At 47.7% G+C, this 26,119-nt stretch carries 22 protein-coding genes and 2 riboswitches; of the genes, 4 read left to right on the forward strand and 18 right to left on the reverse strand.

Annotated elements, in window-relative coordinates:
* Positions 1-368: 368 nt before the first annotated feature.
* Entirely contained in the window at positions 369-761 is a 393-nt protein-coding gene (gene gcvH, locus J2X75_RS15125; RefSeq protein WP_047844042.1) for a glycine cleavage system protein GcvH, read from the reverse strand.
* Between the two features lie 343 nt (positions 762-1,104).
* Positions 1,105-1,227, forward strand: a riboswitch (glycine riboswitch).
* A 3-nt stretch (positions 1,228-1,230) separates the two neighbouring features.
* Positions 1,231-1,332, forward strand: a riboswitch (glycine riboswitch).
* A gap of 216 nt (positions 1,333-1,548) precedes the next feature.
* On the opposite strand from gcvH, the gene gcvT reads away from it, so the two are divergent.
* From gcvT to gcvPB, 3 genes are all read left to right on the forward strand, one after another.
* On the forward strand, positions 1,549-2,685 hold the full coding sequence (gene gcvT / locus J2X75_RS15130) for a glycine cleavage system aminomethyltransferase GcvT (protein ID WP_310337553.1): 1,137 nt from the start codon (positions 1,549-1,551) through the stop codon (positions 2,683-2,685).
* Positions 2,682-4,037, forward strand: coding sequence for an aminomethyl-transferring glycine dehydrogenase subunit GcvPA (gcvPA, locus tag J2X75_RS15135; protein ID WP_310337555.1), 1,356 nt, complete (start codon positions 2,682-2,684; stop codon positions 4,035-4,037). Before gcvT ends, gcvPA begins: the two co-directional genes overlap by 4 nt.
* 110 nt (positions 4,038-4,147) lie before the next feature.
* Positions 4,148-5,611 (forward strand): aminomethyl-transferring glycine dehydrogenase subunit GcvPB, encoded by a 1,464-nt coding sequence (gcvPB, locus tag J2X75_RS15140; RefSeq protein WP_310337680.1) that lies wholly within the window; start codon positions 4,148-4,150, stop codon positions 5,609-5,611.
* Between the two features lie 212 nt (positions 5,612-5,823).
* On the opposite strand, the gene ptsP is transcribed toward gcvPB, so the two are convergent.
* The 11 genes from ptsP to J2X75_RS15195 form a co-directional block, all read right to left on the reverse strand.
* Positions 5,824-7,536 carry a phosphoenolpyruvate--protein phosphotransferase gene (gene ptsP / locus J2X75_RS15145; protein WP_310337557.1) on the reverse strand — a complete coding sequence of 571 codons (1,713 nt, stop codon included), beginning with the start codon at positions 7,534-7,536 and terminating at the stop codon, positions 5,824-5,826.
* Positions 7,529-7,804, reverse strand: coding sequence for an HPr family phosphocarrier protein (locus J2X75_RS15150; protein WP_036617010.1), 276 nt, complete (start codon positions 7,802-7,804; stop codon positions 7,529-7,531). The genes ptsP and J2X75_RS15150 overlap by 8 nt, the downstream gene beginning before the upstream one ends.
* Before the next feature lie 77 nt (positions 7,805-7,881).
* On the reverse strand, positions 7,882-9,933 hold the full coding sequence (ptsG, locus tag J2X75_RS15155) for a glucose-specific PTS transporter subunit IIBC (RefSeq protein ID WP_105601795.1): 2,052 nt from the start codon (positions 9,931-9,933) through the stop codon (positions 7,882-7,884).
* A gap of 286 nt (positions 9,934-10,219) precedes the next feature.
* Complete coding sequence (glcT, locus tag J2X75_RS15160) at positions 10,220-11,074, reverse strand: glucose PTS transporter transcription antiterminator GlcT (protein WP_105601796.1); 855 nt, start codon at positions 11,072-11,074, stop codon at positions 10,220-10,222.
* A gap of 165 nt (positions 11,075-11,239) precedes the next feature.
* A complete protein-coding gene (locus J2X75_RS15165; protein WP_310337560.1) occupies positions 11,240-12,787 on the reverse strand; it encodes a flotillin lipid rafts scaffold protein FloT in 1,548 nt (515 codons plus the stop codon).
* 62 nt (positions 12,788-12,849) lie between these two features.
* Positions 12,850-13,386, reverse strand: a complete 537-nt coding sequence (locus J2X75_RS15170) for an NfeD family membrane protein (protein WP_017686844.1) — start codon at positions 13,384-13,386, stop codon at positions 12,850-12,852.
* Positions 13,387-13,664: 278 nt separating this feature from the next.
* The gene (locus tag J2X75_RS15175; protein WP_047844049.1) at positions 13,665-14,828 is read right to left on the reverse strand and encodes an iron-containing alcohol dehydrogenase; all 1,164 of its coding nucleotides are present in this window, start codon (positions 14,826-14,828) and stop codon (positions 13,665-13,667) included.
* 93 nt (positions 14,829-14,921) lie between these two features.
* Positions 14,922-15,509 carry an MSMEG_1061 family FMN-dependent PPOX-type flavoprotein gene (locus J2X75_RS15180; protein ID WP_310337563.1) on the reverse strand — a complete coding sequence of 196 codons (588 nt, stop codon included), beginning with the start codon at positions 15,507-15,509 and terminating at the stop codon, positions 14,922-14,924.
* 161 nt (positions 15,510-15,670) lie between these two features.
* A complete protein-coding gene (locus tag J2X75_RS15185; protein ID WP_310337565.1) occupies positions 15,671-17,269 on the reverse strand; it encodes a UDP-glucose--hexose-1-phosphate uridylyltransferase in 1,599 nt (532 codons plus the stop codon).
* A 14-nt stretch (positions 17,270-17,283) separates the two neighbouring features.
* Positions 17,284-18,273, reverse strand: a complete 990-nt coding sequence (gene galE, locus J2X75_RS15190) for a UDP-glucose 4-epimerase GalE (RefSeq protein WP_017686840.1) — start codon at positions 18,271-18,273, stop codon at positions 17,284-17,286.
* Between the two features lies 1 nt (position 18,274).
* A complete protein-coding gene (locus tag J2X75_RS15195) occupies positions 18,275-19,456 on the reverse strand; it encodes a galactokinase (RefSeq protein ID WP_310337568.1) in 1,182 nt (393 codons plus the stop codon).
* A gap of 153 nt (positions 19,457-19,609) precedes the next feature.
* Here J2X75_RS15195 and J2X75_RS15200 point away from each other — a divergent pair, with 153 nt between their 5' ends.
* Positions 19,610-20,584 (forward strand): AraC family transcriptional regulator, encoded by a 975-nt coding sequence (locus J2X75_RS15200; protein WP_310337570.1) that lies wholly within the window; start codon positions 19,610-19,612, stop codon positions 20,582-20,584.
* Between the two features lie 82 nt (positions 20,585-20,666).
* Here the strand turns inward: J2X75_RS15200 and mgrA are convergent, their stop codons facing one another.
* The 6 genes from mgrA to J2X75_RS15230 all read right to left on the reverse strand — a co-directional run bounded on the left by mgrA (position 20,667) and on the right by J2X75_RS15230 (position 25,931).
* Positions 20,667-21,674 carry an L-glyceraldehyde 3-phosphate reductase gene (gene mgrA / locus J2X75_RS15205; RefSeq protein ID WP_036616991.1) on the reverse strand — a complete coding sequence of 336 codons (1,008 nt, stop codon included), beginning with the start codon at positions 21,672-21,674 and terminating at the stop codon, positions 20,667-20,669.
* Between the two features lie 78 nt (positions 21,675-21,752).
* The gene (locus tag J2X75_RS15210; RefSeq protein WP_310337573.1) at positions 21,753-22,493 is read right to left on the reverse strand and encodes an NAD-dependent protein deacylase; all 741 of its coding nucleotides are present in this window, start codon (positions 22,491-22,493) and stop codon (positions 21,753-21,755) included.
* A gap of 28 nt (positions 22,494-22,521) precedes the next feature.
* Positions 22,522-23,289: an HAD family hydrolase gene (locus J2X75_RS15215; RefSeq protein WP_310337575.1), complete on the reverse strand. Its 768-nt coding sequence runs from the start codon at positions 23,287-23,289 to the stop codon at positions 22,522-22,524.
* Positions 23,290-23,353: 64 nt separating this feature from the next.
* Positions 23,354-24,118: an alpha/beta fold hydrolase gene (locus J2X75_RS15220; protein ID WP_310337577.1), complete on the reverse strand. Its 765-nt coding sequence runs from the start codon at positions 24,116-24,118 to the stop codon at positions 23,354-23,356.
* Between the two features lie 93 nt (positions 24,119-24,211).
* On the reverse strand, positions 24,212-24,877 hold the full coding sequence (locus J2X75_RS15225) for a bifunctional 2-keto-4-hydroxyglutarate aldolase/2-keto-3-deoxy-6-phosphogluconate aldolase (protein ID WP_017686833.1): 666 nt from the start codon (positions 24,875-24,877) through the stop codon (positions 24,212-24,214).
* Between the two features lie 88 nt (positions 24,878-24,965).
* Positions 24,966-25,931: a sugar kinase gene (locus tag J2X75_RS15230; protein WP_150364609.1), complete on the reverse strand. Its 966-nt coding sequence runs from the start codon at positions 25,929-25,931 to the stop codon at positions 24,966-24,968.
* Between the last annotated feature and the right edge of the window lie 188 nt (positions 25,932-26,119).

The raw sequence follows: 26,119 nt of genomic DNA on the forward strand, positions 1-26,119 counted from the left end.
TCTCCCCTGCTGTAATCCTAAGCGAGAATGCTCTCCTGTTCAATGAAATGAAAGCGTACTTTCGTCATGAACAATGATGACAACATTAGGTTATGTAATCTTTTTAATCGATGCATAATGGCTGAACCCATTGGTACACAAGGTTTTTCTTGCCTATGACTTTTATCATTTCCAGAATCATTTTCTAACCTATAGCTTGGTCCAATCAGGTGATTTACATCCCCAATCTGCCTCGATCCCTATTCAAAACCATTCTTGGAAAGCACAAAAAACCTGTGCAAGCATCCGGCTTACACAGGTCAAAAAAATATGAAACTCATTTCATTTTGGTTATAAAATATATGTTAATAAGTACAAGTTCGTTGATCCTATTCTTCCGTATGTTTACGATACGCGTCTGCATTCATCAATGTAGACAATGCTGCTGTCAGATCTCCCTCAACACGGATCTCAATCATCCAGCCTTCCTCGTAAGGAGAGCTGTTCACAAGTTCAGGTGAGTCCTGCAACGAATCATTCACTGCAATAATTGAACCTGTGACGGGAGAGAACAAGTCCGAAACCGTTTTGACCGATTCGATCGTTCCGATGCTGTCCTCTGCTTTTACATTGGTTTCAAGGTCAGGCAATTCCACAAACACAATGTCACCCAGCTGATGCTGCGCGAACTCGGTAATGCCAATACGTACAGTATCCTCCCCTACGGTTTGCACCCATTCGTGCTCTTCACTGTACAGGAAATCACTTTTCAATTCGCTCATCGATATCCGCCTCGCTTTTCATTAATGAGTGCATGCGTTCTTTGACCTTAACCTTTTTCCCAGAATATAGCGTATGATATTTTTGATTCAAATGTCAAGATACCTCACAATTTATTTGCTGAAGACCTCTAAATCCTGTAACCGGATTACACTCTTTCTTCATATACTGGTGAATATTAGAATAGTAAGCGTACTCTTTATAAATACACGAACAATAACATTAAATCTAAATTAAACATTCGGTTTTTATTCATTATCAATGATATCGTTCTTGACATCGGTAGTGGATTCACGTTTTAATGAGAGGAGTAAATGTGTTTATTGGACCATGATATACCCGCGGATGAATGTAAAGGGAGAGATTACCCGTGACACCCGATTCGGGATGTACATGAGGTAACGCCGAAGGAGTAAACCACCGATAAGCGGGGGTGAATCTCTCAGGCAAAAGGACTTTTACGGGACGCAACTCTGGAGAGCATCTATTCGCCCTGTGCGGGCGTTATGATCACCCAAGGGGAAACCTGCTGCACAACCGCAGCGGGGTAACTCTCAGGTACAAGGGACAGAGCCTTAGAATACAGCGTGCTACTTGGCATGCCGATTCTTTGGCCTGTCCTTTTCCTTTTTCCCAAAAAACGAAAAACAGGATGTAGAACGACGCTGCCCTAGCTGCTTACCATACTTATGTGATGAAAATATCTAGCTGAAAAATTTAAAAATACCCTGCTTCATTGATCCACGATTATATTTCCGGCCGGTTGACGGTCCATGACGAGGTGATTTGATGTCCGATTTGCTTAGAACACCACTCTTCCCACTATATCAGCAATACGAAGGCGTACGGTGCATTGATTTTGGAGGCTGGGAGCTTCCGGTGCAATTTAGCGGAATTCAGAAAGAACATGAAGCGGTGCGTGAGCGTGCTGGACTATTCGATGTATCCCATATGGGCGAATTCACAGTACAGGGTGAGCAGGCTGAAGTTTTTTTGCAACAAATGACGACCAATGATGTGACCACGCTGGTTCCCGGTCAAGCCCAGTACACCCTGATGTGTTATCCAGATGGCGGTGTGGTGGACGATCTGCTCGTGTATAAGCTGGAAGATCAGCATTATATGCTCGTGGTTAACGCCTCCAACATCGACAAGGATTGGGCATGGCTGCAAGAGCACCTGATCCCCGGCGTAAGCATGACCAACGATTCGGAGCAGACGGCGCTGCTCGCCTTACAAGGTCCACTGGCTGTAGACATTATCGGGAAAGTTACAGATACGGATGTAAGCTCGATTGAACCGTTTCGTTTTGTGCCGGATGCTGAAATATGCGGAGTAAAATTACTGTTGTCCCGTACCGGTTATACAGGTGAAGATGGCTTTGAACTATATGTTCCTGCGGATCAGGCCGCTATGGTCTGGAATGGATTAATGCAGGCTGGAGAAGAGCACGGGCTGGTTCCGGCTGGACTTGGTGCAAGGGATACGCTGCGTTTTGAAGCCAAGCTGCCTCTGTATGGGCAGGAATTATCTGCAACGATCTCTCCGCTAGAAGCTGGCGTTGGCATGTTTGTGAAACTGAATGCCGGACCTTTTATCGGACACGAAGCCTTGTTACAGCAAAAAAATGACGGGCCCGCCCGCAAACTGGTCGGCATCGAAGTGCTGGAGCGCGGCATTCCTCGCCCCCACTATCCGATTTACGCCGAAGGCGTACAAATCGGTGAAGTGACAACAGGCACGCAATCACCTACATTGAAGCGTAATCTGGGGCTTGCCCTCATCGACAGCAAATACGCTGCGCTGGGAACCCCGCTTGAAATTGAGATCCGAGGGAAGAAACTGAAAGCCGAGGTCGTGAAGACCCCTTTTCATAAACGGACACGTACGTCTAAGACACCTACTCAAGGAGCTGATCAAGCATGAGCAAGCACCGTTATATTCCCATGACTGAGCAAGATCAGGATGCCATGCTCGCAACCATCGGTGTGGATACGCTGGAGGAACTGTTTCAGGACATTCCAAAAGAGATTCGTTATCAGGGCGAGCTGCCCGTATCCTCCAAACTTGATGAATATGCGCTGACACGTCATATGTCCAAACAAGCAGGCGCCAACGCCAATTTCGAAACACACGCCAGCTTTCTCGGCGCAGGTATATATGATCATCATGTTCCTTCCGTCATCAATCATGTCATTTCCCGTTCCGAGTTTTACACTGCCTACACACCTTATCAGCCTGAGATCAGCCAAGGTGAACTACAGGCCATTTTCGAATTTCAATCCTACATCTGTGAATTAACCGGTATGGCTGTAGCCAATGCCAGTATGTATGACGGTGCAACAGCTTTTGCGGAAGCAGGTAATCTGGCCGCAGCGGCAACTCGTCGCAAACAGCTCATCGTATCCCGTACCGTTCATCCGGAAGCCCGCCAGGTATTGCAGGCATATGCGCACGGACTCCGTCTGGAGATTGTCGAGATTGATTATAAGGATGGCGTCACTGATTGGGATGCCTTGCAAGCCGCCATATCGGACGATACCGCTGCTGTCATGATCCAGAGTCCGAACTTCTTTGGTGCCGTGGAAAATGTGAAGCAGGCTGCCGACCTCGTGCATGCGCACAAGGGCCTGCTCGTTGTAAGTGCCAACCCGCTATCGCTGGGTCTGCTGGAAGCCCCAGGCAAGCTGGGTGCCGACATCGTTGTAGGTGATGCGCAGCCCCTTGGCATCGCCGCTTCACTCGGCGGCCCGACATGCGGATATTTCGCTGTATCCCAGCCTCATATGCGCCGAATTCCTGGCCGAATTGTAGGCCAGACCAAGGATCGCAACGGAAAACGTGGATTTGTACTCACACTGCAAGCACGTGAACAGCATATCCGCCGCGAAAAGGCGACATCCAACATCTGTTCCAACCAGGCTTTGCTTGCACTCAGCGCATCTGTGTATATGTCCATCATGGGTAAACAGGGTATGATCGATGTCGCGGATCTGAATTTGCAAAAGAGTCATTACACCCTGAATACATTAACTGCGATTCCTGGAGTTAGCCTTACTTTTAATGCACCCACATTTAATGAGTTTGTAATTAAACTTCCTGAAGGAACCGATGTGGATGCTCTTCAACTGAAACTGCTGGATGCAGGCTTCATTGGTGGTTACGAACTCGGACGTGATTATCCGGAGCTTGCCGGACATATGCTGATTGCTGTTACCGAACGACGCAGTAAGGAAGAGATTGACGAATTCGCACGAGCATTGGAGGGATCGCTGTGACTCAGGAAACGACGACAACGACAACACCGGCACAAGGACAATCGGAAACAGGCACCTCTTTCTCCACTTCGCCTAAACCTGAGACGGATACAACATTCAGTGCACAGACCCTGTCTCCTGCTCCGGAACAATCATTGATTTTTGAACTCAGCAGCCCTGGACGTGTCGCTTATTCCTTGCCAGAATGTGACGTTCCTCGTCAGGATGCCGAGACGTTGATTCCCCGGGAAATGCTCCGTTCGGAAGCAGCAGCACTCCCAGAAGTGTTCGAGGTAGATGTTATCAGGCACTATACTGCGCTGTCCCGTCGCAACTTCGGTGTAGATAACGGATTTTATCCACTGGGTTCTTGTACAATGAAATACAATCCGAAGATCAATGAGGATGTTGCCCGTTACAATGGATTCGCCAAAATCCATCCGTACCAGCATGAATCCAGCATTCAAGGTGCACTAGAACTGTTATATACGTTGCAAAACGACCTTGCAGGTCTGACAGGGATGGACGCTGTGACCTTGCAACCCGCCGCTGGTGCCCATGGAGAATGGACTGGACTCATGATGATTCGTGCCTACCACGAAGGTCGTGGCGAACAACGTACCAAAGTCATCGTGCCCGATTCTTCGCATGGTACCAACCCGGCAAGTGCAACCGTTGCAGGGTTTGAAACTGTAACGATTCCATCCCGTGCAGACGGACTGGTCGATCTGGATGCACTCCGTGCAGCCGTTGGTACGGATACAGCAGCATTGATGCTGACAAACCCGAATACACTTGGTTTGTTCGAGAAAGACATTCAGGAGATTGCATCCATCGTACACCAGGCTGGTGGTTTGCTATATTACGATGGCGCGAACTCCAATGCCATTATGGGCATTACTCGTCCGGGTGATATGGGCTTTGACGTAGTGCATCTGAACTTGCACAAAACGATGAGTACGCCTCATGGCGGTGGTGGACCTGGCGCCGGACCAGTCGGCGTGAAGAGTCGTTTGGTTCCGTTCCTGCCTAAGCCGATGGTGATCAAAAACAATGACGGTATGTATGCATTCGATCGTGAAGGCGATCAATCCATTGGCCGAGTGAAAGCCTACTACGGAAACTTCGGTATTCTGGTACGTGCCTATGCCTACATTCGCACCTATGGACCGGAAGGCTTGCGCCGTGTATCTGAGTGTGCGGTACTGAATGCCAACTATATGATGGCCCGTCTCGCACCTTTCTACGAGATTCCGTATCCAGGGGTATGCAAACACGAATTCGTCATGTCTGGTCGGGGATTGAAGCAGTATGGTGTGCGTACACTGGATGTTGCCAAACGATTACTTGATTTTGGATATCACCCGCCTACGGTATACTTCCCGCTCAACGTTGAGGAATGCATCATGATCGAGCCGACTGAAACCGAAAGCAAAGAAACACTGGATGGGTTTATTGATACGATGATACGGATTGCCAAAGAAGCGGAAGAGACACCAGAGTTGGTACTCAACGCACCTTACGGAACACCGGTTACTCGACTCGATGAGACTACCGCGGCCCGCAAACCTGTACTAAACTGCGCTTGCAGTTAATCAAATCATTGTTATCACGAAAGCTCTTGCTGACATTCCAATCAGCAAGAGCTTTTTATGTTGCCTTCCCTCCGAATCACACTACCCTGTTGATAACAAAAAAAGCCGATATCCACAATGAATCGCGGATACCGGCAAAATCGCTGCACGACTGCAGCTTTTTATCGGAAAAAGAAACCCTTAAAATCGGGTGGAAACCCCGTAAAATTACATTACGCTTGAATGCTTTGAACCAATTCAACGACTTGTTCAGCCGTTTGCATATCCAGAGCTTTAGCAGCCAGTTCCTGCATATCCGCACGGGACAGCTTGGTGATCTGACTACGAGCTGGCAGGATGGAGGTTGCGCTCATGCTGAACTCATCCAATCCAAGACCAAGCAGCAATGGAATTGCCGTTTCGTCTCCTGCCATCTCACCGCACATGCCAACCCATTTGCCTTCACGATGCGCTGCATCGATAACCATTTTAACCAAACGCAAAATGGCTGGGTTGTAAGGTTGGTACAGATAAGCCACACGTTCGTTCATACGGTCTGCTGCCATTGTGTATTGAATCAGATCGTTCGTTCCGATACTGTAGAAATCCACTTCTTTGGCAAACTGATCCGCCAGAACTGCAGTCGAAGGAATTTCGACCATGATACCGAGTTGAATGCTGTCAGAAACAGCAATACCTTCAGCAACCAGCTTCTCTTTCTCTTCGAGCAAGACAGCTTTTGCTTCACGGAATTCACCAAGCGTTGCGATCATTGGGAACATGACACGCAGGTTTCCATGTACGCTTGCACGCAGCAATGCACGCAATTGTGTACGGAAGATATCCAGACGGTCCAGACACAGACGAACTGCGCGGAAGCCGAGGAATGGATTCATTTCTTTTGGCAGATCCAGGTACGGAAGCTCTTTGTCTCCACCGATGTCGAGTGTACGAACAACGACAGGTTTGCCTTCCATTTTTTCCAGTACCGCTTTGTAAGCATTATACTGAATGTCTTCGGATGGAAGCTTGTCTCTGCCCATGTAAAGGAACTCGGTACGGTACAGGCCTACAGCCTCGCCGCCGTTCTCCAGAACACCTGTTACATCATTGGGTGTACCGATGTTGGCTGCAAGTTCAACATGAACGTTATCCACCGTTACCGTTGGCTCATCACGAAGTTTTCTCCACTCTGCACGTTGTGCATCATACTGTTCCTGTTTGGCACGGTATTCAGCAATAACTTCATCAGTAGGGTTAACCAGTACGTGACCATCCAGACCGTCAACAATGATCATATCGCCTTGTTTCGCTTGAGCCAAAATGTCCTTGGTTCCAACGACAGCAGGAATTTCAAGAGAGCGAGCCATGATCGCTGAGTGAGAAGTACGTCCACCAATGTTAGTTGCGAAACCTTTAACAAATTGGCGGTTCAATTGAGCCGTGTCGGAAGGTGTCAGATCCTCCGCAAGCACGATCACTTCTTCATTGATCTCAGCTGGACTCATGAAGTCGATACCAAGCAAGTGATTTAGCACACGTTTGGTAACGTCACGCATATCTGCAGCACGTTCCTGCAGGTAAGCACTCTTCATGTTCTCAAACATGGAGATAAATTGCGATGCCGTTTCGTTCAAAGCAAATTCTGCATTGATCATGTCATCTGCAATTCTAGCTTTAACCGGATCAATCAATTCCGGGTCATTCAGAATGAGCAAATGCGAAGCAAAAATCTCAGCTTTTTTCTCGCCAAGCTCTTGTAAAGTGCGCTCTTTGATCGCCTCAAGCTCAGCCTGGGATTTACCCAGAGCTGAGTCGAGTTTTGCGATCTCTGCGTCAACGTCGTTGATTTGGCGTTTTTCTACAGAGTAATCAGGATGCTCCAAGATAAACGCCTTGGCGATAGCAATACCCGCCGAAGCCGCGATCCCGGAGACATTAAGCATTAATTTCGCCCAACCCTTCGTTAACCATAACGTCAGTCAAAGCTTGAAGAGCTTCAGCTTCGCCTTCGCCTTCAACGATGATGCTGATAGTGTCGCCTTGTTCCAATCCGAGGGAAAGAACACCCAGAATAGATTTCAACGTTACTTTTTTACCGTTAGCTTCTGCAAAGGATTCTGCACCTTTGAATTTGTTTGCTGTATTTACCAGGGCTGTCGCCGGACGTGCGTGGATACCATCTTCGTCTGTAATTCTGAATGTTTGTTGCATTACAATCATCTCACTTTCAGTAGTTTGGTTTAGGCATTGCATATATTTACACTTGCTTGCCATCGTCGTAACACTTCTTATTTTATCTCAATGATTGGCTGTTCGCCAACTTTCAGCACTCCACTCTTCTTCAGAGTTACCGTGGAGCCCTCTGGCAGGTTGGTGAAAATAACTGGTGAAATGATCGAAGGAGCGTTTGCTTTGACATACTCCAGATCCACTTCCATAATCGGCTGACCTGCCGATACCAGATCACCTTCCTGTACCAGTACGTTAAAGCCTTGACCTTTCAACTTCACCGTATTAACACCTATATGAACAAGCACTTCCTTGCCACCATCGGACATGATGCCCACGGCATGTTTGCTTGGAAATACATTAAACACTTTACCATACACAGGAGAAGTTATCGTACCATCATGTGGCAAAATTGCGAATCCATCACCTGTCATTTTCTCAGCAAAGACCGGATCAGGTACGTTTGTAATGTCCAGTAATTCACCATTAACTGGCATGACAATATCCTCAGCAACGATGCGCTCGCCTTGCTCACCTTGTGCCTTTTCCTCTTCAGGGGTTGGTTTGGCAGCTGCTGGCGTTGGTGCTGGTGTTCGTCCTGCAATAATATCCTGCATTTGAGATTTGATCGTGTCGGAACGTGTTCCGAAGATGGCTTGAACATTATTACCCACTTCAAGTACACCAGATGCACCCAATTGTTTCAAACGATCTTTTTTCACATTGGATTTCTCATTAACTTCAATCCGCAAACGAGTAATACAAGCGTCCAGATGTTTGATATTCTCTTTGCCACCAAAAGCTTCAAGAATGTTATGGGGCAGATCATCTGTTGAACCAGAGCCTCCGCCAGATTCGGTTTCAGGCGTTGCATCCTCTCGTCCAGGTGTTTTGAGATTGAATTTGCGAATGATAAACCGGAAACCGAAGTAATAGATCACCGCAAGAATCAATCCGACAATAATAACGTCCCACCAAGGTGTACGGTTCGGAATAATCCCGAAGATCAGGAAGTCAATGAACCCACCGGAGAAGGTCATACCGATCTTTACACCCAGAATCTGCATGGTCATGAAAGACAAACCTGCAAAGATACAGTGTACTGCAAACAAGATTGGTGCTACGAACAGGAACGAGAACTCAAGCGGCTCTGTAATCCCTGTCAGGAACGAGGTCAGCGCAGCTGAACCCATGATCCCTGCAACATACTTTTTGTGCTCCGGTCTTGCTTCATGGTACATCGCAAGTGCCGCTGCTGGCAAACCAAACATCATGAACGGGAATTTACCAACTTGGAATGTTCCTGCTGTTAGAGCAACGCCATCACGTAACTGGCTGAAGAAAATCTTCTGATCCCCACGAATAACATCTCCGGCTTTATTCACATACTCACCAAACTCAAACCAGAATGGGGAGTAGAAAATGTGATGCAAACCGAACGGAATCAATGACCGTTCCACAACTCCAAAGATGAACGCCGACAAGGTCGGACTTGTATCTACCATGAAGTGAGATACAGCATTCAGTCCATTTTGAATCGGAGGCCAGATAATCACAAGAAGCAATCCGATTACAAGGGATACTACCGATGTGATAATCGGTACAAATCGTTTACCTGCAAAGAAACCCAGGTAGGACGGCAGTTCGATTTTGAAAAATCGATTGTAACACAGCGCGGCGGCAATACCTATGATTATACCTCCGAACACGCCTGTACTTAATGTTGGGATACCCAAGATGCTGGCATAACCCGGTACTTCACCGATCATTGCCGGAGTAACACCTACCGCAGATCCTAATGTAACATTCATGACCAGGTAACCGATGATCGCTGCAAGACCTGCAACGCCTTCGCCACCAGCCAATCCGACAGCTACACCGACAGCGAACAGCAATGCCAGATTATCGAATACGATCTGACCTGCGTTCATCATAATTGTTGCGATCGAGTTCACCCAAGGGGTGTCGAGCGCCGTTACATATTGCAAGAAATCTGGATTAACCAACATGTTACCAATTCCGAGCAGCAAACCTGCCGCAGGTAGAATGGCTACAGGCAGCATGAGAGCTTTACCTACTCTTTGCAATACACCAAAAAGCTTTTTGAACATCGCGTCGTTTCTCCCTTTCGTCTAATTTATATGTTGTGATGCAAGCAAGGGAACACAAAAAAGGCATGAATTAATAAAGTAAACTGTGCCAACCTTGGGGTATAGCATACCCTGTACAAGGAAAGAACAATCACACTTTAATTAACTCATGCCTGATCGAGTCAGTAACACGTCGCTTATGTTTATTCAGTTGCTTGATTACGGAAACCATTGTAGCACCAGTTCTAATCTATTGCAAGCCTTTACACCAAAAAAATAAATTCCGCATTCCATCGCTGGAATGATCTCACTTATTCTCTTCTTCCTTCCGCTGATTCAGCCTTTGCAGATGAATGGTCAGATAACCTACCTCCGCAGGATAAACCGGCAGTTTCAGTCTTTTCTCCATTACTTTGGTCAGTTTCCATGCAAGCGAGTACATTTCGGGATACTCCAACTTGAGCAGGGAATCCAACTTATGGAGTTCTTCCACTTTGTCTCCACGGCGAACACGCTCAAGGGCGAAACGAAGATGAGTCAGCAAACGAGAGTAATCAAGCGATTCCGCTTCAAACGAATAATCGAGTTGATCAGACACCAGGTTCACCAAATCAGTGATCAATTGTGAATGCTCACGTACCTGGGATATATTTTGATTGGTCATTGCGCTATAGATATGGAGGGCAACAAAACCAATCTCGTCCATCCCCAGATCTACACCCATTTTCTCTTTGATCAGACGAACAGCGTATTCTCCCATTCGATATTCTTCAGGATAAATTTCGCGGGTTTCATATAAAAATGGATTTTGTATGATAATGCCCTGCTCCTTGCGTTTTAACGCGAAAGAAATGTGATCGGTTAATGCAATATGGATATGTTCATTCAGAGGAACGTCCGTACGCTCTGCAATATACGTAATAACTTCGTTAATGATCTCGATCAGTGCTTCATCCACCTGTGGAAGAAGCTGTTTGTACTGCTCTTGCTCCTGCTGGTTTTTTAAAATAAACATTTTCTCCACAGCCATCAATGGAATGTGATCACTCGGTTTTCGGTTAAATCCAATGCCTTTACCAATAACAACGACTTCCCCGTGTTCTGGATGCTGTGCAATGATTACATTATTATTTAGCGCTTTATCTACATGCAGGCTGCTCATTGTTTGCACCTCTTTTTCACACCATCTTAGGTGTGATTAAGTCACACCCTGTTACGAACGAAAAGACACCCGGAGCGGGCAAACCGCGCCGGACGTCTCGCTTAAAAAGTAACAAAAATTCGTCTTAAGGTCAATAGAGTAACCATGCAAGATTCGAAGTGCTTCTTACTCGTCAACTCCAGCTCTTTCCACAATCTTGTCGATTATAGAAGGAGTTGTTACAGGCTCGCTCTGTTGAATGGCAACCGGTGCAGGTGTTTTGGACTTGGTAAGGCCCTTGATCAGCTGCTCAACGTCAATGCCGGATACGCTCTTAAGCATCTCTGGAGCCGTCGCCATAAGTTCCGTAACATAGTTACTCACCCGCGTGGCACCTTCACCTTTACCTGTATCTACCACAGTCAGTTTATCAATGGATGCAATCGGCTCGGCAATTTTGCCAGCCAGCTCAGGCAGCATTTTGACAATGATATCGAGTACAGCCGCTTCGCCAAACTTCTGGAACGCCTCAGCCAGTTTTTCCTTCGCTTCTGCTTCTGCAAGTCCCTTCAAACGAATAACTTCAGAGTCCGCTGTACCTTTGGCAAGTTCAGCATCCGCCATAGCCTGACCTTCAAGTCGTTTCTGTTCAGCTGTCGCTTTGGCATGTGTTTCAATGGAGTACTGTACTGCATCGGCTTCACGCATTCTTTTAGCTTTGTCTGCTTCGGCCGCCTGCTCTACTGCATAACGATCTGCTTCTGCCTTTTTCTTCACTTCGGCGTCATATTGCTTCTCACGTACGATGATTTCCTTGGCCTGGAGGTCAATTTCCCGTTCCTTACGAACGAGTTCAACTTTCATTTCCTCTTCGACTACGGTTTGTCTAGCACGTGCCTCATGAATATGGTACGCCTGATCGGCTTCCGCTTTGGCTGTATCTTGATCCCGCTTAAACGTGGCTACTTTCAGTTCCTTCTCTTTGGCTGCCTCGGCGATATTGGTATCCCGCAGCAACTCTGCTTTCTGGCCCTGTTCTTCCGCATTGGCCTTCTGAATACGCGCATCACGCATGGCTTCCGCTTCGGCAATCTCGGCATCACGCTTCACTGCTGCAATTCTCGGTTTACCGAGAGCATCCAGGTAGCCCTGTTTGTCACGAACATCCTTGATCGTAAAGGAAACAATTTGCAGACCCATTTTCTTCAGATCTCTAGCGGCTACGCCTTGAACCTCTTGTGCAAACCGATCCCGGTTCCGATATACTTCTTCCACCGTCATTGTACCGAGAATGGCCCGCAAATGCCCCTCCAGTACCTCCTGTGCTTCGCTTCTCAGCGCTTCTACAGGTTTACCGATGAATTGCTCAGCTGCCGTAGCAACGTCCTCTACAGCGCCTCCAACCTTGATAATAGCGACACCATCAGCGATAACCGGAACACCTTGCTCCGTGTACACTTCAGGTGTGGAGACATCCAGCTTGTGGGACAACAAGGAGATAAATTCTGATTGCTGGAATACCGGCAGGATAAATGCACCGCCACCACGAACAATCTTAATTTTTCGGCCAGAATCATCATCAGAGATATTTTTGCTACCCAAGAATGATCCCGTAACGATCATCGCTTCATCCGGTCCAACCGTTTTGTATCTCGCCCAAAAAGCCAATCCCAATATCAGAATCACACCAACAACAACGGCAGGTATCAACAACACATCCCAATCTAAATTCATTCCACATCTCTCCCCTTATTCATTTATGATGAGTGCTTAAACTACTTAGGTGGTAAGAATACTTATAAATCTTTAAGTACGTTTTCATCCCATTCCGACACACGCAGTACACCATCTACAACATCCACTACAACAACACGGGCTCCCGCCGCAATGGGGAGGTGTTCAAAACTGGATGCTGTTTGAATCGTACTACCTGATGCAAAGCGGATCATCACTTCACCAAACCCTTTTTCCGGCACCGGAATGGTAATTTCCCCAATTTTCCCAGATAATTCTTTCATTGAAAAGGCAATCGAGACATCGCTGTTACGCATCGGTTTGATATATGCGAAGAATACCAGCATGGCTGCAGCAATACCTATAAGCAGGGATAATATTAGACCCGACATCGCACTTAATGAACTATAACGTGTCAGCATAATGCCTGCCCCACCGAAGGTTGTAATGGAACCAGCTAACACAACGGGTTTGAAAAAATCAAGACCTGGCATCTCAAAAGCCCCGTCCAGCAAGCCGTCAATCAAGTCACCCAGCACCAGGCTGACAACCGCAAATATGGCCCCTCCGATCAGACACCCCCAATATATCGTCTCCATCCCCTGTTCCTCCTCTCTCTGCCGCAAATTCATCCTAACTGGGCATTCCACATGTAAATAAATACGTAACTAACATCAAAATGTTTCAAAATCTTTCCTCAAATGTATTCTGGAGCCGATAATGGGTATTATCATGGCATTCTTTACTTCATGCTTCATGTTCCTCCATCATTCACGTGTACAGTCCGAATACATGAAAAAACCGCAAGCCCCCATAAAGGAGACTTGCGGTTATTGGACCACAGGATGTGTCCGTTCACTTGTCAGTGATTATAGAATTACAGAGAAGCCTTGTAGATGGATACAACATCTTCACGTTGCAGTTTCTTGAAGTTACCAAATGGACCAAACAGCATAGCTTTATCAGCCATTACATCGATCTGGCTATCATCGATATCGTAATCAGCCAAACGGTTAGGGGCACCAATGGATGTCCAGAATTTGCTGAGCGCATCGATACCTTCTTCGGCAATCTGTCTGTCAGACTTGCCTTCAGGATTCACTTCGAATACATTAATTGCCAGACGTTTGAATCGATCCACATTGACATCCAAATTATGCTTCATCCAGTGCGGGAACAAGATGGCCAGTCCGCCACCATGCGGGATATCATACACTGCGGATACCGCGTGTTCGATATTATGTGTTGCCCAGTCTCCTGCAAGACCCATATTCAGCACACCATTCAATGCCATTGTTCCGCAATACAGAATCGTTTCGCGCAGTTCATAGTTCTCCAGATCTTCAACCAGACGCGGTGCTGCTTCCATGACAGTACGCAGAATTGTCTCACAGAAGCCAAGTTGAACCGGTGTGTTGGCATCCAGATGGAAGTAATGCTCCAATACGTGGGACATCATATCCACCATACCGTATACCGTTTGGTCCAGTGGAACAGTGTATGTATTCACCGGATCCAGGATGGAGAATGCAGGGAATGAATATGCGCTACCCCAGCCCAATTTTTCTTGTGTATCCTGATTCGTAATAACCGAACCGGAGTTCATCTCCGAACCCGTTGCTGCCATCGTTAATACGGTACCAAGCGGAAGAGCGTCTTGTGCAACGGCTTTGCGCTGAGCAAAATCCCACATGTCGCCATCATATTTAGCACCTACAGCAATCGCTTTGGAGCAGTCCAGTACACTACCGCCACCTACAGCGAGAATCAGGTCAATGTTATTCGTTTTGCAAAGGTCTACCCCTTTATGCACCGTAGAAAGACGTGGGTTAGGTTCAACGCCTGCCAGTTCAGTCACTTCTGCTCCAGCTTCCTTAAGCAATCCGATCACTTGATCATACAGCCCACTGCGTTTGATACTGCCGCCACCATATACAAGCAGAACCCGTTTACCGTATTTCGGCACTTCTGTCTTTAATGCTTCCAGTTGTCCTTTACCGAATATCAGCCGGGTTGGATTATAGAATTGGAAAGATCTCATATCTATTGTCGCCTCCAAGGGAGTTTAGAATTTTTAGTGCAACTCCAATTATAGTACCCCGTTTATAGAAAAACAAATCGATAGTCACTCACTTTATAACAATCCGTTAATCTCCAAATGTGCTCTAAACATCTCGCTCGTTGAAGGCAAATCCTCAGCGTCCACCCATGTTTCATGGTCCCATAACCCAGCCTGTTTGAATGCCCGCGGACAATGGATAAAACACTCTTCCACATCCACAATGACAGCTGCACCTATGGTTTTACCACTCCAACCCATGCTGGCGATGAATTCCTCATCCTTGGTAATGGTTGCTGTGCCATTAATACGCAGCACTTCATTCATTCCCGGAATCAAAAAGAGCATACCGATGCCAGGGTCAGACAAAATGTTCAACAACGAGTCTATCCGCCGATTGCCTGGGCGCTCAGGATAAACAAGTCGATATGTATCATACACTTTTACGAATCCCGCTCCATCGCCGCGTGGAGACACATCACTTTTTCCATCATGATCGGACGTGGAAAGGAAAAATAATGGTGACATGGATAAAAAGTTCTGAACATGTGAATCCACAAATGAGATTGCCTTGTTACGCACATGTTCATGCGGCTCACCCACCATGCCCTGCAATTCCTCAGCATCTGTAATCAACGGAATATCCAATGTCTGCTTTTCCAAGTTATTAACCCCATTTCCTCAATTCATTTTGGTACTCCAGGACTTCACTCCATTATAACTGGCTGGGAAGTTCATTCCAATGCACACAAATGTCAGGAACGACAAGAACACCCGCTCATGAATGGGCGGGTGTTCTTGGGTTATGTTAATTATGTTGATTCCTATTCCGTGTATCCCATGCTGCTTACAAAACGACGGAAAGCCTGGCGTCCTGCTTCATCATATTTGTAGACACCTGCATGTTCGAGAATCTCAGCAAATTTCAAGCCAACTTCCTGCTGTACAATGGCAACGGCTTGTTCTTTGTCCAGGTTAGGACCAAACCGTTCAATCAATTCTTCGGCCCAGCCCAGATGTTTGTTCAACACATGATCAGAGGCTTTGGCGGCTTCAGCAAGTTCGGCATCTCCCGCGAGAATATCCGCGATACTGTCCAGCTCTTCCTTCAAACGGCCTGGCAGGATGGCAAGTCCCATCACTTCGATCAGACCAATGTTTTCTTTCTTCAGATGGTGCATTTCACGGTGAGGATGGAAAATCCCTTCAGGATGCACATCATTCGTGCGATTGTTACGCAATACAAGATCCATCTCGTAGCCACCGTCTGCACTACGACGAACGATTGGTGTTACCGTATTGTGTGGTACCTGCTCCCCGTCCACTTCACTGAATGCTTCGATATCCACAGCAGGATCACTGTAGACCTTCCACGCTTCATATACGGCGTTACCCGCTTCAAGTAGCTCTGCAGGATCGTGTGAGGCCAGACGCATGACGGACATTGGCCATTTCACAAGACTCAATGTAAGTCCAGGTGCATCCGCATGACGGAAGACTGCCTCTGGCTGTGCATTTTGAATGGCGAATGTATGACGACCACCCTGGAAATGGTCATGTGTCAGGATAGAACCGCCTACGATCGGCAGATCCGCGTTAGATCCGATAAAGTAATGCGGGTACTCCCCGACAAAGGCAAGCAGTCTGCGCAGTGTATCTTTGGTCAGTTTCATCGGCACATGATCATGATGGAAAATGATGCAGTGCTCGTTGTAGTACACATATGGCGAGTATTGGAACAACCATGGCTCGTTGTTAAGCTCCAACGGAATGACTCTCAGATTCTGGCGGGCCGGGTGATTCACCCGACCAGCGTATCCTACATTTTCACGACACAGCTGACATTTTGGATATACCGGAGGCGGAAGCAATTTCGCCATGGCAATTTCCTTTGGACTTTTCTCCGGTTTTGACAGGTTGATGGTAATCTCCATGTCTCCATAGGCCGTATCCTGTGTCCAGTAAACGTTCTTCGCGATCCGATCCATCCGAATGTAGTTGGAGTTAATCGACAAGTCATAGAATTGGGATGTGGCCGCCTCAATACCCTCCGTCTGCTCGGTGTGGCGGAAGGCACGTACCACTTCGGACGGGCGTGCCATCAAATGACCCATGATTTTGGCATCCAGCAAATCACGGAACGTATCACTATTTTCAGGAATGAGTCCAATGGTAAACCCATAATCGATCAACGTATCCAGCATTGCCTGTGGACCATCGGGCACAGTTGTGTCCAACTCGCCGGCATAAGGCTCCGAGAATCCGAATTGTTCCAGCAAGAGGTTGCGGCTATAATCCCAATCCGCTTCCTCGATTAATTGTTTCTGCAAGGCAAATGCAACCAGACGTTCAATGGCATGCAGTGCTTCCTGCTGCTCCGGTGTCCGCTCTGTGGCACCTGCTGCAATATGAGTCTGTGACATAAGGTGTTCGCCTCCTAGTTTTTTCCGTAGCCGTCAGGACGTGATTGGTGCCAGCTCCAAGCGCTTTGAATGACATCTTCCAGATTGGTCCATTTTGGATTCCAACCCAGGACAGATCTCGCTTTTGCAGATGAAGCTACCAGCACAGCCGGGTCACCCGCACGACGTGGTTCCTGTACAACCGGAATATCGAGGCCGGTCACTTTTTTAGCTGTTTCGATCACTTGTTTTACCGAGAATCCTGTGCCGTTACCCAGGTTGAACACATTACTGTTCTCACCTTTGCGAAGATAATCTACTGCACGCAGATGTGCATCAGCCAAGTCGCTCACATGGATATAGTCACGGATACATGTTCCATCTTCTGTTGCATAGTCGTCACCAAACACGGCGATGTGCGGACGTTGTTTCAAAGCCGTTTGCAGCACCAGTGGAATCAAGTGACTCTCTGGTTGGTGATCTTCACCAATTTTGCCACTGTCATGAGCACCGGCTGCATTGAAGTAACGCAGGGAAACGTATTTGATATCCTGAACTTTATCGAACCATGACATCATGCGTTCCATCATCAGCTTTGTTTCGCCGTATACGTTGGTTGGCTCTGTACGATCACTCTCTTCGATTGGCACTTTCTCAGGCTCGCCGTAGGTAGCTGCTGTAGAGGAGAAGACGATGCGGCGTACGTTCGCTGCATTCATCGCTTCCAACAGACAGAGTGTACCAAACACGTTGTTGTCATAATATTTAACCGGGTCTTTCATACTTTCGCCTACGAGTGAGTTGGCTGCAAAGTGAATGACTGCATCGATTGAATTCTCAGCGAACAGCTTCGCCAGAATTTCTTTGTCACGCAGATCCCCTTCATACAACTTACCGCCGAGCAGCGCCTCACGATGCCCTGTCTGCAAGTTATCCAGTACAACAACTTCTTCTCCACGTTCCAACAAAGCCGCTACCGTATGAGATCCAATATACCCTGCTCCACCTGTCACCAAAATTGCCATTTTACTTCGCCTCCTTCAATTCTTTAACACCGTCGCCTACGCCGCACACATAAAAATCACCTTTGAGACTGGTACGCGCTTCATATGCAGCGCCCACTTCATTCACAAAACGCTCGACATCATCTTCATGCACAAGTGATACGGTACAACCGCCAAATCCTGCGCCAGTCATCCGGGCACCAAGCGTGCCTGGAATCCGCTGAGCTTCTTCAACCATAACATCCAGCTCATCACAGCTTACTTCGTACAAATCGCGAAGCGATTCATGAGAAGCGTCCATCAGCTTGCCAAAGTTTTCCAGATCATTACCCTGCAATGCTTCGACCGATGCGAGCACGCGAGCGTTCTCTTCCACAACATGTTGTGCACGCTGTCTTACTTTCTCATCCTTGATCTGATCCTGTAGTGTTACGAACTGCTCTGGCGTCAATTGAGCCAGGTAATTCAGTGCAGGCAGCTGTTCCTTTAAGATGGCAAGTGCCTGCTCGCATTGGGAGCGACGTTCATTGTATGCCGAATCTACCAGACCCCGGCGTTTGTTTGTGTTACCGATGACCAATTTGTAGGAGCCTGTACGGAAAGGAACCTTTTCGTACTCCAGTGTGTCACACATCAGCAGGATCGCGTGATCCTGAGCACCGTTTGCGACAGCGAACTGATCCATGATTCCACAGTTGACGCCTACGAACTCATTTTCCGCTTTCTGGGACAAAAGCGCCAGTTGAACCGTATCAATATCCGATACACCCTCCAGAGACTGAATCGCAAATCCGGTGAGTACCTCCAGAGATGCAGATGATGAAAGTCCTGCCCCGTTCGGAATCTCCCCGTGGTACAGGAAGTCGTAGCCTTTTGTTACATTTACGCCTTTGCCTTGCAATTCAACCATGACACCAACAGGATAGTCGGTCCATTCTCCGGTTTTTTCCTTACCGATCGAGGTGGTATCCAGTGCCCCTTCATAAGACATGTTCGTGGAAGCCAGTTGCAACTTGTTGTCCTGACGCTCACGAATGATCAATGTTGTTCCAAATTCAAGTGCTGCCGGAAGCACGTATCCACCATTATAGTCAATATGCTCACCGATCAGATTCACACGCCCAGGGGCATGAAATACACGGATGTCCGCTCCACTCTCTCCGTACTTCTCAATAAACTTTTGTTTCAATTCAGTTACGTTCACTGCTGCTGCACCTCGCCTCGTTGTTGTGGTTTTCTTAATGTTATTATATAAGAAAGCGGTGCCTCATGTAATGCAACCATGTGTGTTTCATATGGATAAATGTGACCTTAAGGCGTATAATGATCGAAGCATCCCGGAAAGTAGGAAACGACCATGACAGACCAATCCAACGCCAAGAAAGAGTCCCTTACATCTTCTAACGAAAAAATACAGGAATCACCTTCCGGTAAAAGCGGAGCACTCAGTTATTCAGTTGCCTCCAATCCGGTCTATTATGAACAAGGGGCACTGCATGTCCTGTTTGCCGGAGCAAGCCAGACCCTACCGGGTCACGCCCTCGGACCTAAATTGTTTGATTATTATCTGCTGCACTATGTAGAAAATGGGGCGGGTACGTTCCGCACCGAGCTGCACACCTACGAGTTATCCGCAGGTGATTGTTTCCTCATTCATCCCGGGCAACTGGTAAGCTACCAGTCACATGCCCGCAATCCATGGCAATACCGTTGGATCGCTTTCACGGGTAGCCAGGCTGCCCAATATACCGAAGAAGCCGGATTCCGCACGGAAAAGTCCGTCTTTCATGCCGGACCCTCTTGTGGAATTTCCGATTGGTTATCCGTGATGCAGGATGCTTTTGCCGAGCGCAAAGAAAGCTCCCATTTCACATCACTGGGTACGTTATATATGATTCTAGCCGAAGCACAGAATCACCTTTCGCAGGGCCAAACCTTAATTCCCGGTGAATCCTCCATCCGACGTACGGTGAAACAGATGATTCAATATATGTCTACCCAGTATGCCTATCCTGTCTCCATTGAACAAATGTCTGCGAGTCTTGGGTACAACCGGGCCTATCTATCCCGTATTTTCAAACAGGAAACCGGACTGTCGCCAGTCACGTATCTGCTAAAACTGCGGATCGACAAGTCGCGCCAACTCCTAAGAGAACGCCCAGATCTGTCCATCGAACAGGTATCTGCATCGGTTGGACTGCCAGACGCGCTGTATTTCTCCAAACAGTTCAAACGATTTCACGGTGAAGCGCCCAGCCTGTATCGAGAGAAGATACTGTCCCGTCCACTACATCAGGGGTTACAGAAGAATGCTCAACAAAACAAACGGTGAGCAACATAACGGACGGAACCACGTACGACAAAAAAAAGGTGCATTCCGCCATTATGGCTAAGATGCACCTTTTGCACTTTATTTATTTGTCATCAGGCTCCGGAGACAGGATGGATTCAATCCGTTCCAATTCCTCTGTAGAGAAATCCAGTTGACTGAGCGCAGCCACATTCTCTTCAATCTGGGAAGGACGACTTGCGCCAATCAGCGCAGAAGTTACCCTGCCATTACGCAGCACCCATGAGAGTGAAAATTGGGCCAAACTCTGACCGCGGGCCGCTGCAATCTGGTTTAGCGCACGCACTTTGCGGAGCGTCTCTGGAGAGATGTTGTTCTCATTCAGGAATACCGACGGTCCTTTGGCACGTGAGTCTTCCGGGATACCATTCAAGTATTTGTTCGTGAGCACACCTTGTGCCAATGGACAGAATGCAATACTGCCTGTTCCATACTCATCCAGCACGTCCTGCAAACCATCTTCAATCCAGCGGTCCAGCAACGAGTATTTCGGTTGATGGATTAACAGGGGCGTACCCAGACCTTTCAGAATTTCGGCAGCCTGTCTTGTCTGCTCTGCGGGATAGTTGGAGATCCCTACATACAGGGCTTTGCCCGAGCGAACAATATGATCCAGTGCCATCATCGTTTCTTCCAAAGGTGTTTCGGGATCATAACGATGTGAATAGAAAATATCCACATAATCCAGGCCCATACGCTTCAAGCTCTGATTCAGACTGGATACCAGATTTTTGCGTGAACCCCACTCGCCATACGGCCCGGGCCACATATAATAACCCGCTTTGGTGGAGATCACCAGTTCATCACGATAAGGTTTCAGATCCTGGGCCAATACCTGTCCAAATAACTGCTCTGCCGAACCTGCCGGTGGGCCATAATTGTTGGCAAGGTCAAAATGTGTAATACCCAGATCAAATGATCGGGTAATCATATTACGGCCATTCTCAGCGTTATTGATACCGCCAAAATTATGCCACAGCCCCAGTGAAATCGCTGGCAGTTTCAAACCTGAACGTCCAACGCGGTTATATTTCATCGTTTCATAGCGAGTATCGCTTGCTACGTAGACCATTATGAATCCCTTCTTTCCCCAGGTTCCGCCTCTTGTATCCGATCTATGCCGGAGAATGCGGTTATTCAGTCCATACGTTCAACCAAGAAGCTGGTCCACAATATTCATTACCTCACCAATCGGCTCTGTAATCAGCAAATCAGCCCTGCGGTCGTAAGCGGTAGGTGTAGCGTTGAGCAGAACGGTATGTTTTCCCTGAAAATACGTAATTAACTGGGCCGCCGGATATACCGTCAGTGACGTGCCTCCCACGAGTAACAGATCTGCAGAAGACAGTGCATCAATGGAACGATACAATGTCGTCTGATCCAGCTCCTCTTCGTACAGCACCACATCCGGTTTGATTACACCACCACATGTGGTACAGCGAGGCACGGTATCTTGGGACTGTATAATATCATTCAGCGTATAAAACTGCTTGCAATCCATGCAGCCGTTACGATGAATTGAGCCGTGTAACTCCAAGACAGTGCTGCTGCCTGCCTTCTGGTGGAGTCCGTCGATATTTTGCGTGATCACTGCCTGAAGTTTTCCTTCCTGCTCCAGACGGGCCAATAGTCGATGACACCCATTCGGTTCCGCATCTGGATGAAGCATTTTGCCACGATAAAAATCATAAAAAATATCGGCATGTTGATCAAAAAAATGTCGGCTTAACAACTCTTCCGGTGGATAAGGCGAATGCTGCTCCGTCTGATACAGACCCGCAGCCGAGCGGAAGTCGGGAATCCCGCTTTCCGTTGAAGTTCCGGCCCCTCCGAAAAAAACAATCCGGGAGCTTTCCTGAATCCAGGCAGCCAGTTGTTCTGTTGCGTTCATCCTCTCTCCTCCTTTTGGCCAGAGTGACTTATATAATCACACTTAGCTCATTATAATGGCGAATAATGGCATGGGCATCAACCAGGTGCGATCCTTGATCTAACTGTGGACAGTAACCGAGCGTATAGGATACCTCTGCGTGACGCCCCATCTGCATATCCCCATTGCTGTCTCCAATTACAACGGCCTCCGCAGGATCGATATGTAATTCACGGCAAGCCAAGAGTGCTGCTTCTCCATCCGGTTTGCCCTGGGTCACCCGATCACAGCCCACAATGGAGGTGAAAAAGGAACGTATCCCCATCCAATCCAGATGTGTTTCTGCTGCCGCTGTACTGTCTGAAGTGACAACTGCCAGTGGTATGTCCGCTGACCTGCAACTCTGTAAGAAAGCAAGTAATCCTGGCATCGGTTCAGCCGATTTCCTCTGCCTAACCTCTCGCATGGCTACACTTGAAAATTGGCGTATCGTTGTGATCGCTTCATTCCATGGTATGCCTGCTGCATATAACTGCCCGGCAAGCAATCCCGTGCACTCATCCACAGTCGCAATGGCAAGTGGACCTTGCGGATCATAGCCGACAATGTGACCTTCTGCATTATGAATGGTGCCCAGGACATGCTCCAGTTCAACCGTAAATGAAGCTCCGAGCTCATTCATACGTGATTGTAACTGACTCAGCAACGTCTCTGCCCACGGCCCCCATAGTTGGAGGAATTCCAGCAGTGTTCCATCTTTATCAAATAGGATACCTTTACATGGGATCTGCGCTCCATTCACTTGAAGGATAGCCATCCGTACCACCTCCATCAAGTTATGCTATAAATGCATACAGCCCTTAATGCAGAATAATCAAAATCTACTTGATCGTACTTAACCAACCCAGTACTGTCTTGACCGTCTGATTCAGCTGTTCTTCTCCACTCACTTCCGGCTCGCCATCTCCTTTTTGATGACCATAATCACCAAACTGGGCGTGGTTACCACCTTCAATGGTGTAATATACCGTCTCCGTAGGCAAATACATACGTCCAATCTGATATTTGGTCATATTCACAACCTCATCTTTAGTACCCAGAATGGATAAGGCAGGTAGACCCAATGTCAACAGACTTCCTTTTTCATCCGGGTAAGATGCCAAGAAGAAGATCCCATGAAGTGCATCTGGATGCACGGCTACATAACGTGCAGCCATGGATCCACCAAGAGAATGTCCACCCATAACGAATTGTTCATCTGGATATGCGGCCAGAATCTCATCTGCCAGGTTTGGCTTGAGCACTGCCAGATTAACTGGCATCTTGGCAATAATGGTGTGATGACCGGCAGCAGCCAGCTCATGCGCAAGGGGTGCATAACTTTCCGGTTTTACCAGTCCGCCAGGGTAGAAAAGAACACTCTTACCCGCCGGTTTGTCTGGCGCAAAATCAATCCAGTTCTCTTGTTCGCTCACAGTCACCCGATTGGCTGTTTCCATGGCAGTTTGAGCTGTTTCCTGTGGACCGTAGGGTGTGAATAATTTCCACGCAACAAATCCACATCCAATGACAATGAGCGCCAAAAGTACGAGCAGGAATTTCCCGATGCCCCTCTTCTTGCGCCCTGTATTATACCGATTTCTCAACGTTAATCACCTTTCTTCACTTCCGCAGGTGCCGCGGCTCACAGAATTGGGAGCCCTCATTCATCAGGCTCCCCTTCTACGAATTAAAAAATATTATTCAGCCTTGGCCTTGCGGTAAGCATCCATATATTGTTCCGCTTTGCGACGGACATGACTCAGGTCACCCGTCTTCACAGCTTCCGATGTCAAGTCGGAGCCGATCCCTACAGCCACTGCTCCACCCTTGATCCAATCTCCCAGATTAGACAAGGATACCCCGCCAGTTGGCATAAAATTAGCCTGAGGCATAGGGCCCTTCATCGTTTTGATAATCGAAGGATCATACAGATTACCCGGGAACAACTTCACAATGTCCACGCCGAGTTCCAAGGCGCGTTGAACATCAGCAATCGTCATCACACCAGGCAGAATCGGAATTCGATACAGGTTGCAGATCTGAACCGTATCCGGGTTCAGGGAAGGTCCAACGACAAACTCGGCACCCGACATGATAGCCGCTCTCGCCGTTTGCGGTTCAAGCACCGTTCCCGCACCAATAATCGCGAATTTCTCTGGATCTTGTGTGTTCCAATGGTATACACGGCTTAATTTTTCAATGGCTTTGAGTGCACTGGGTACGGTCATCGTAATCTCGATAACTTTAATGCCACCCGCAATCGCTTGCTCGGCCATGGCAATGACTTGATCAGCAGAATCTGCACGCAGAACTGCCACAACCCCATTGTCCGTAATCTTTTGCAACAGCTGAAGCTTCTTCATTTCATTCTCTCCCTTGTCAATGTGGTGGTTGTGTATACAAGCCTTACATTTAAGAACGAAGATGAGCCATATATGATTTCAGCAGCGACTAGCGCTCAACATGGGCAACATTGTTCAGCTTGGCCTCGACCTGCCCCCACGTCGGGAGCGCCTCCCAATCGCCAACAGCCTGTATAACCATGGAACCGGTCAAATTGCCGAGACGGGTTGCTTCCTGCGGGGAGTATCCTTTTAATATACCCGTTAAAAATCCCGCGCAGAATCCATCTCCTGCACCTACCGTATCCAGAACATGATCCGCCTTAAAGTACGGAACTTCAGTTAGGGTACCATTCGCCAATACGTAGGTCAAATCAGGGCCACCCTTCACAATGCACACAGCATTCATGGCAGATAAACGCTCAAGTACTTTTTGATCATTTTCTTCGTTATATAGAAGTTTCATCTCGTCCAGCCCCGGTAAAAAGTAGTCCGCCAGTTCAGCTATACGCAGTATAACCGGACGGGCCTCATCCGCAGACCATAGTTTGAGACGCAGATTCGGATCAAAGCTTACTTTCACCCCTGCCTGTTTGGCAATATGTATGGCAGCCTCTACCGTAGCAAGTCCCGACGGGCTTATCGCTGCCGTTATACCCGTAACGTGCAATATCTTCGCCCCGGCAATATAGTCGGGATCCAGATCATCAGGTGTGATCGCACTTGCAGCAGATAGCTTCCTATAATAATGCACCGAGGCTTTCCCGGAAGCGTTCTCACGAATCATCAAACCAGTGGGCTCGTGATCACTTAACCTTACCCGGGATACATCTACGCCTTCACCGCGAATGGCTTTCAGAATCATACTGCCGATCGGATCATTGCCCAAGCGTCCAAACCAACCACTAGTATGCCCCAGGCGGGATACGCCAATAGCCAGATTGCTCTCAGCACCCCCGAAAGACTTGTCCAATGTGGCTGCATATTCCAGCCCTCTTGTATCCTTGGCAGTCAGCAAACCCATACTCTCCCCAAACGTAATAATTTCCGGGCTTGGATAGGGACTCGTTGACATGATTTCTTCCCTCCTTATAGTTACATTCCCTCATCTTCTTTTTCTATTGTCATCCTCTATGCAACCGTTGTCAATCCCGTTGCGTTCATTTTGTTGTCACAGCTTTGAGAAAAGATAACGCTTACTAATGTGAATTAAATCACAATAGATAATGCACATCCATATTACCCTTATTACAGATGCAAATG

The organism is Paenibacillus sp. 2003 (assembly GCF_031455635.1).
GTDB lineage: Bacteria > Bacillota > Bacilli > Paenibacillales > Paenibacillaceae > Paenibacillus > Paenibacillus amylolyticus_B.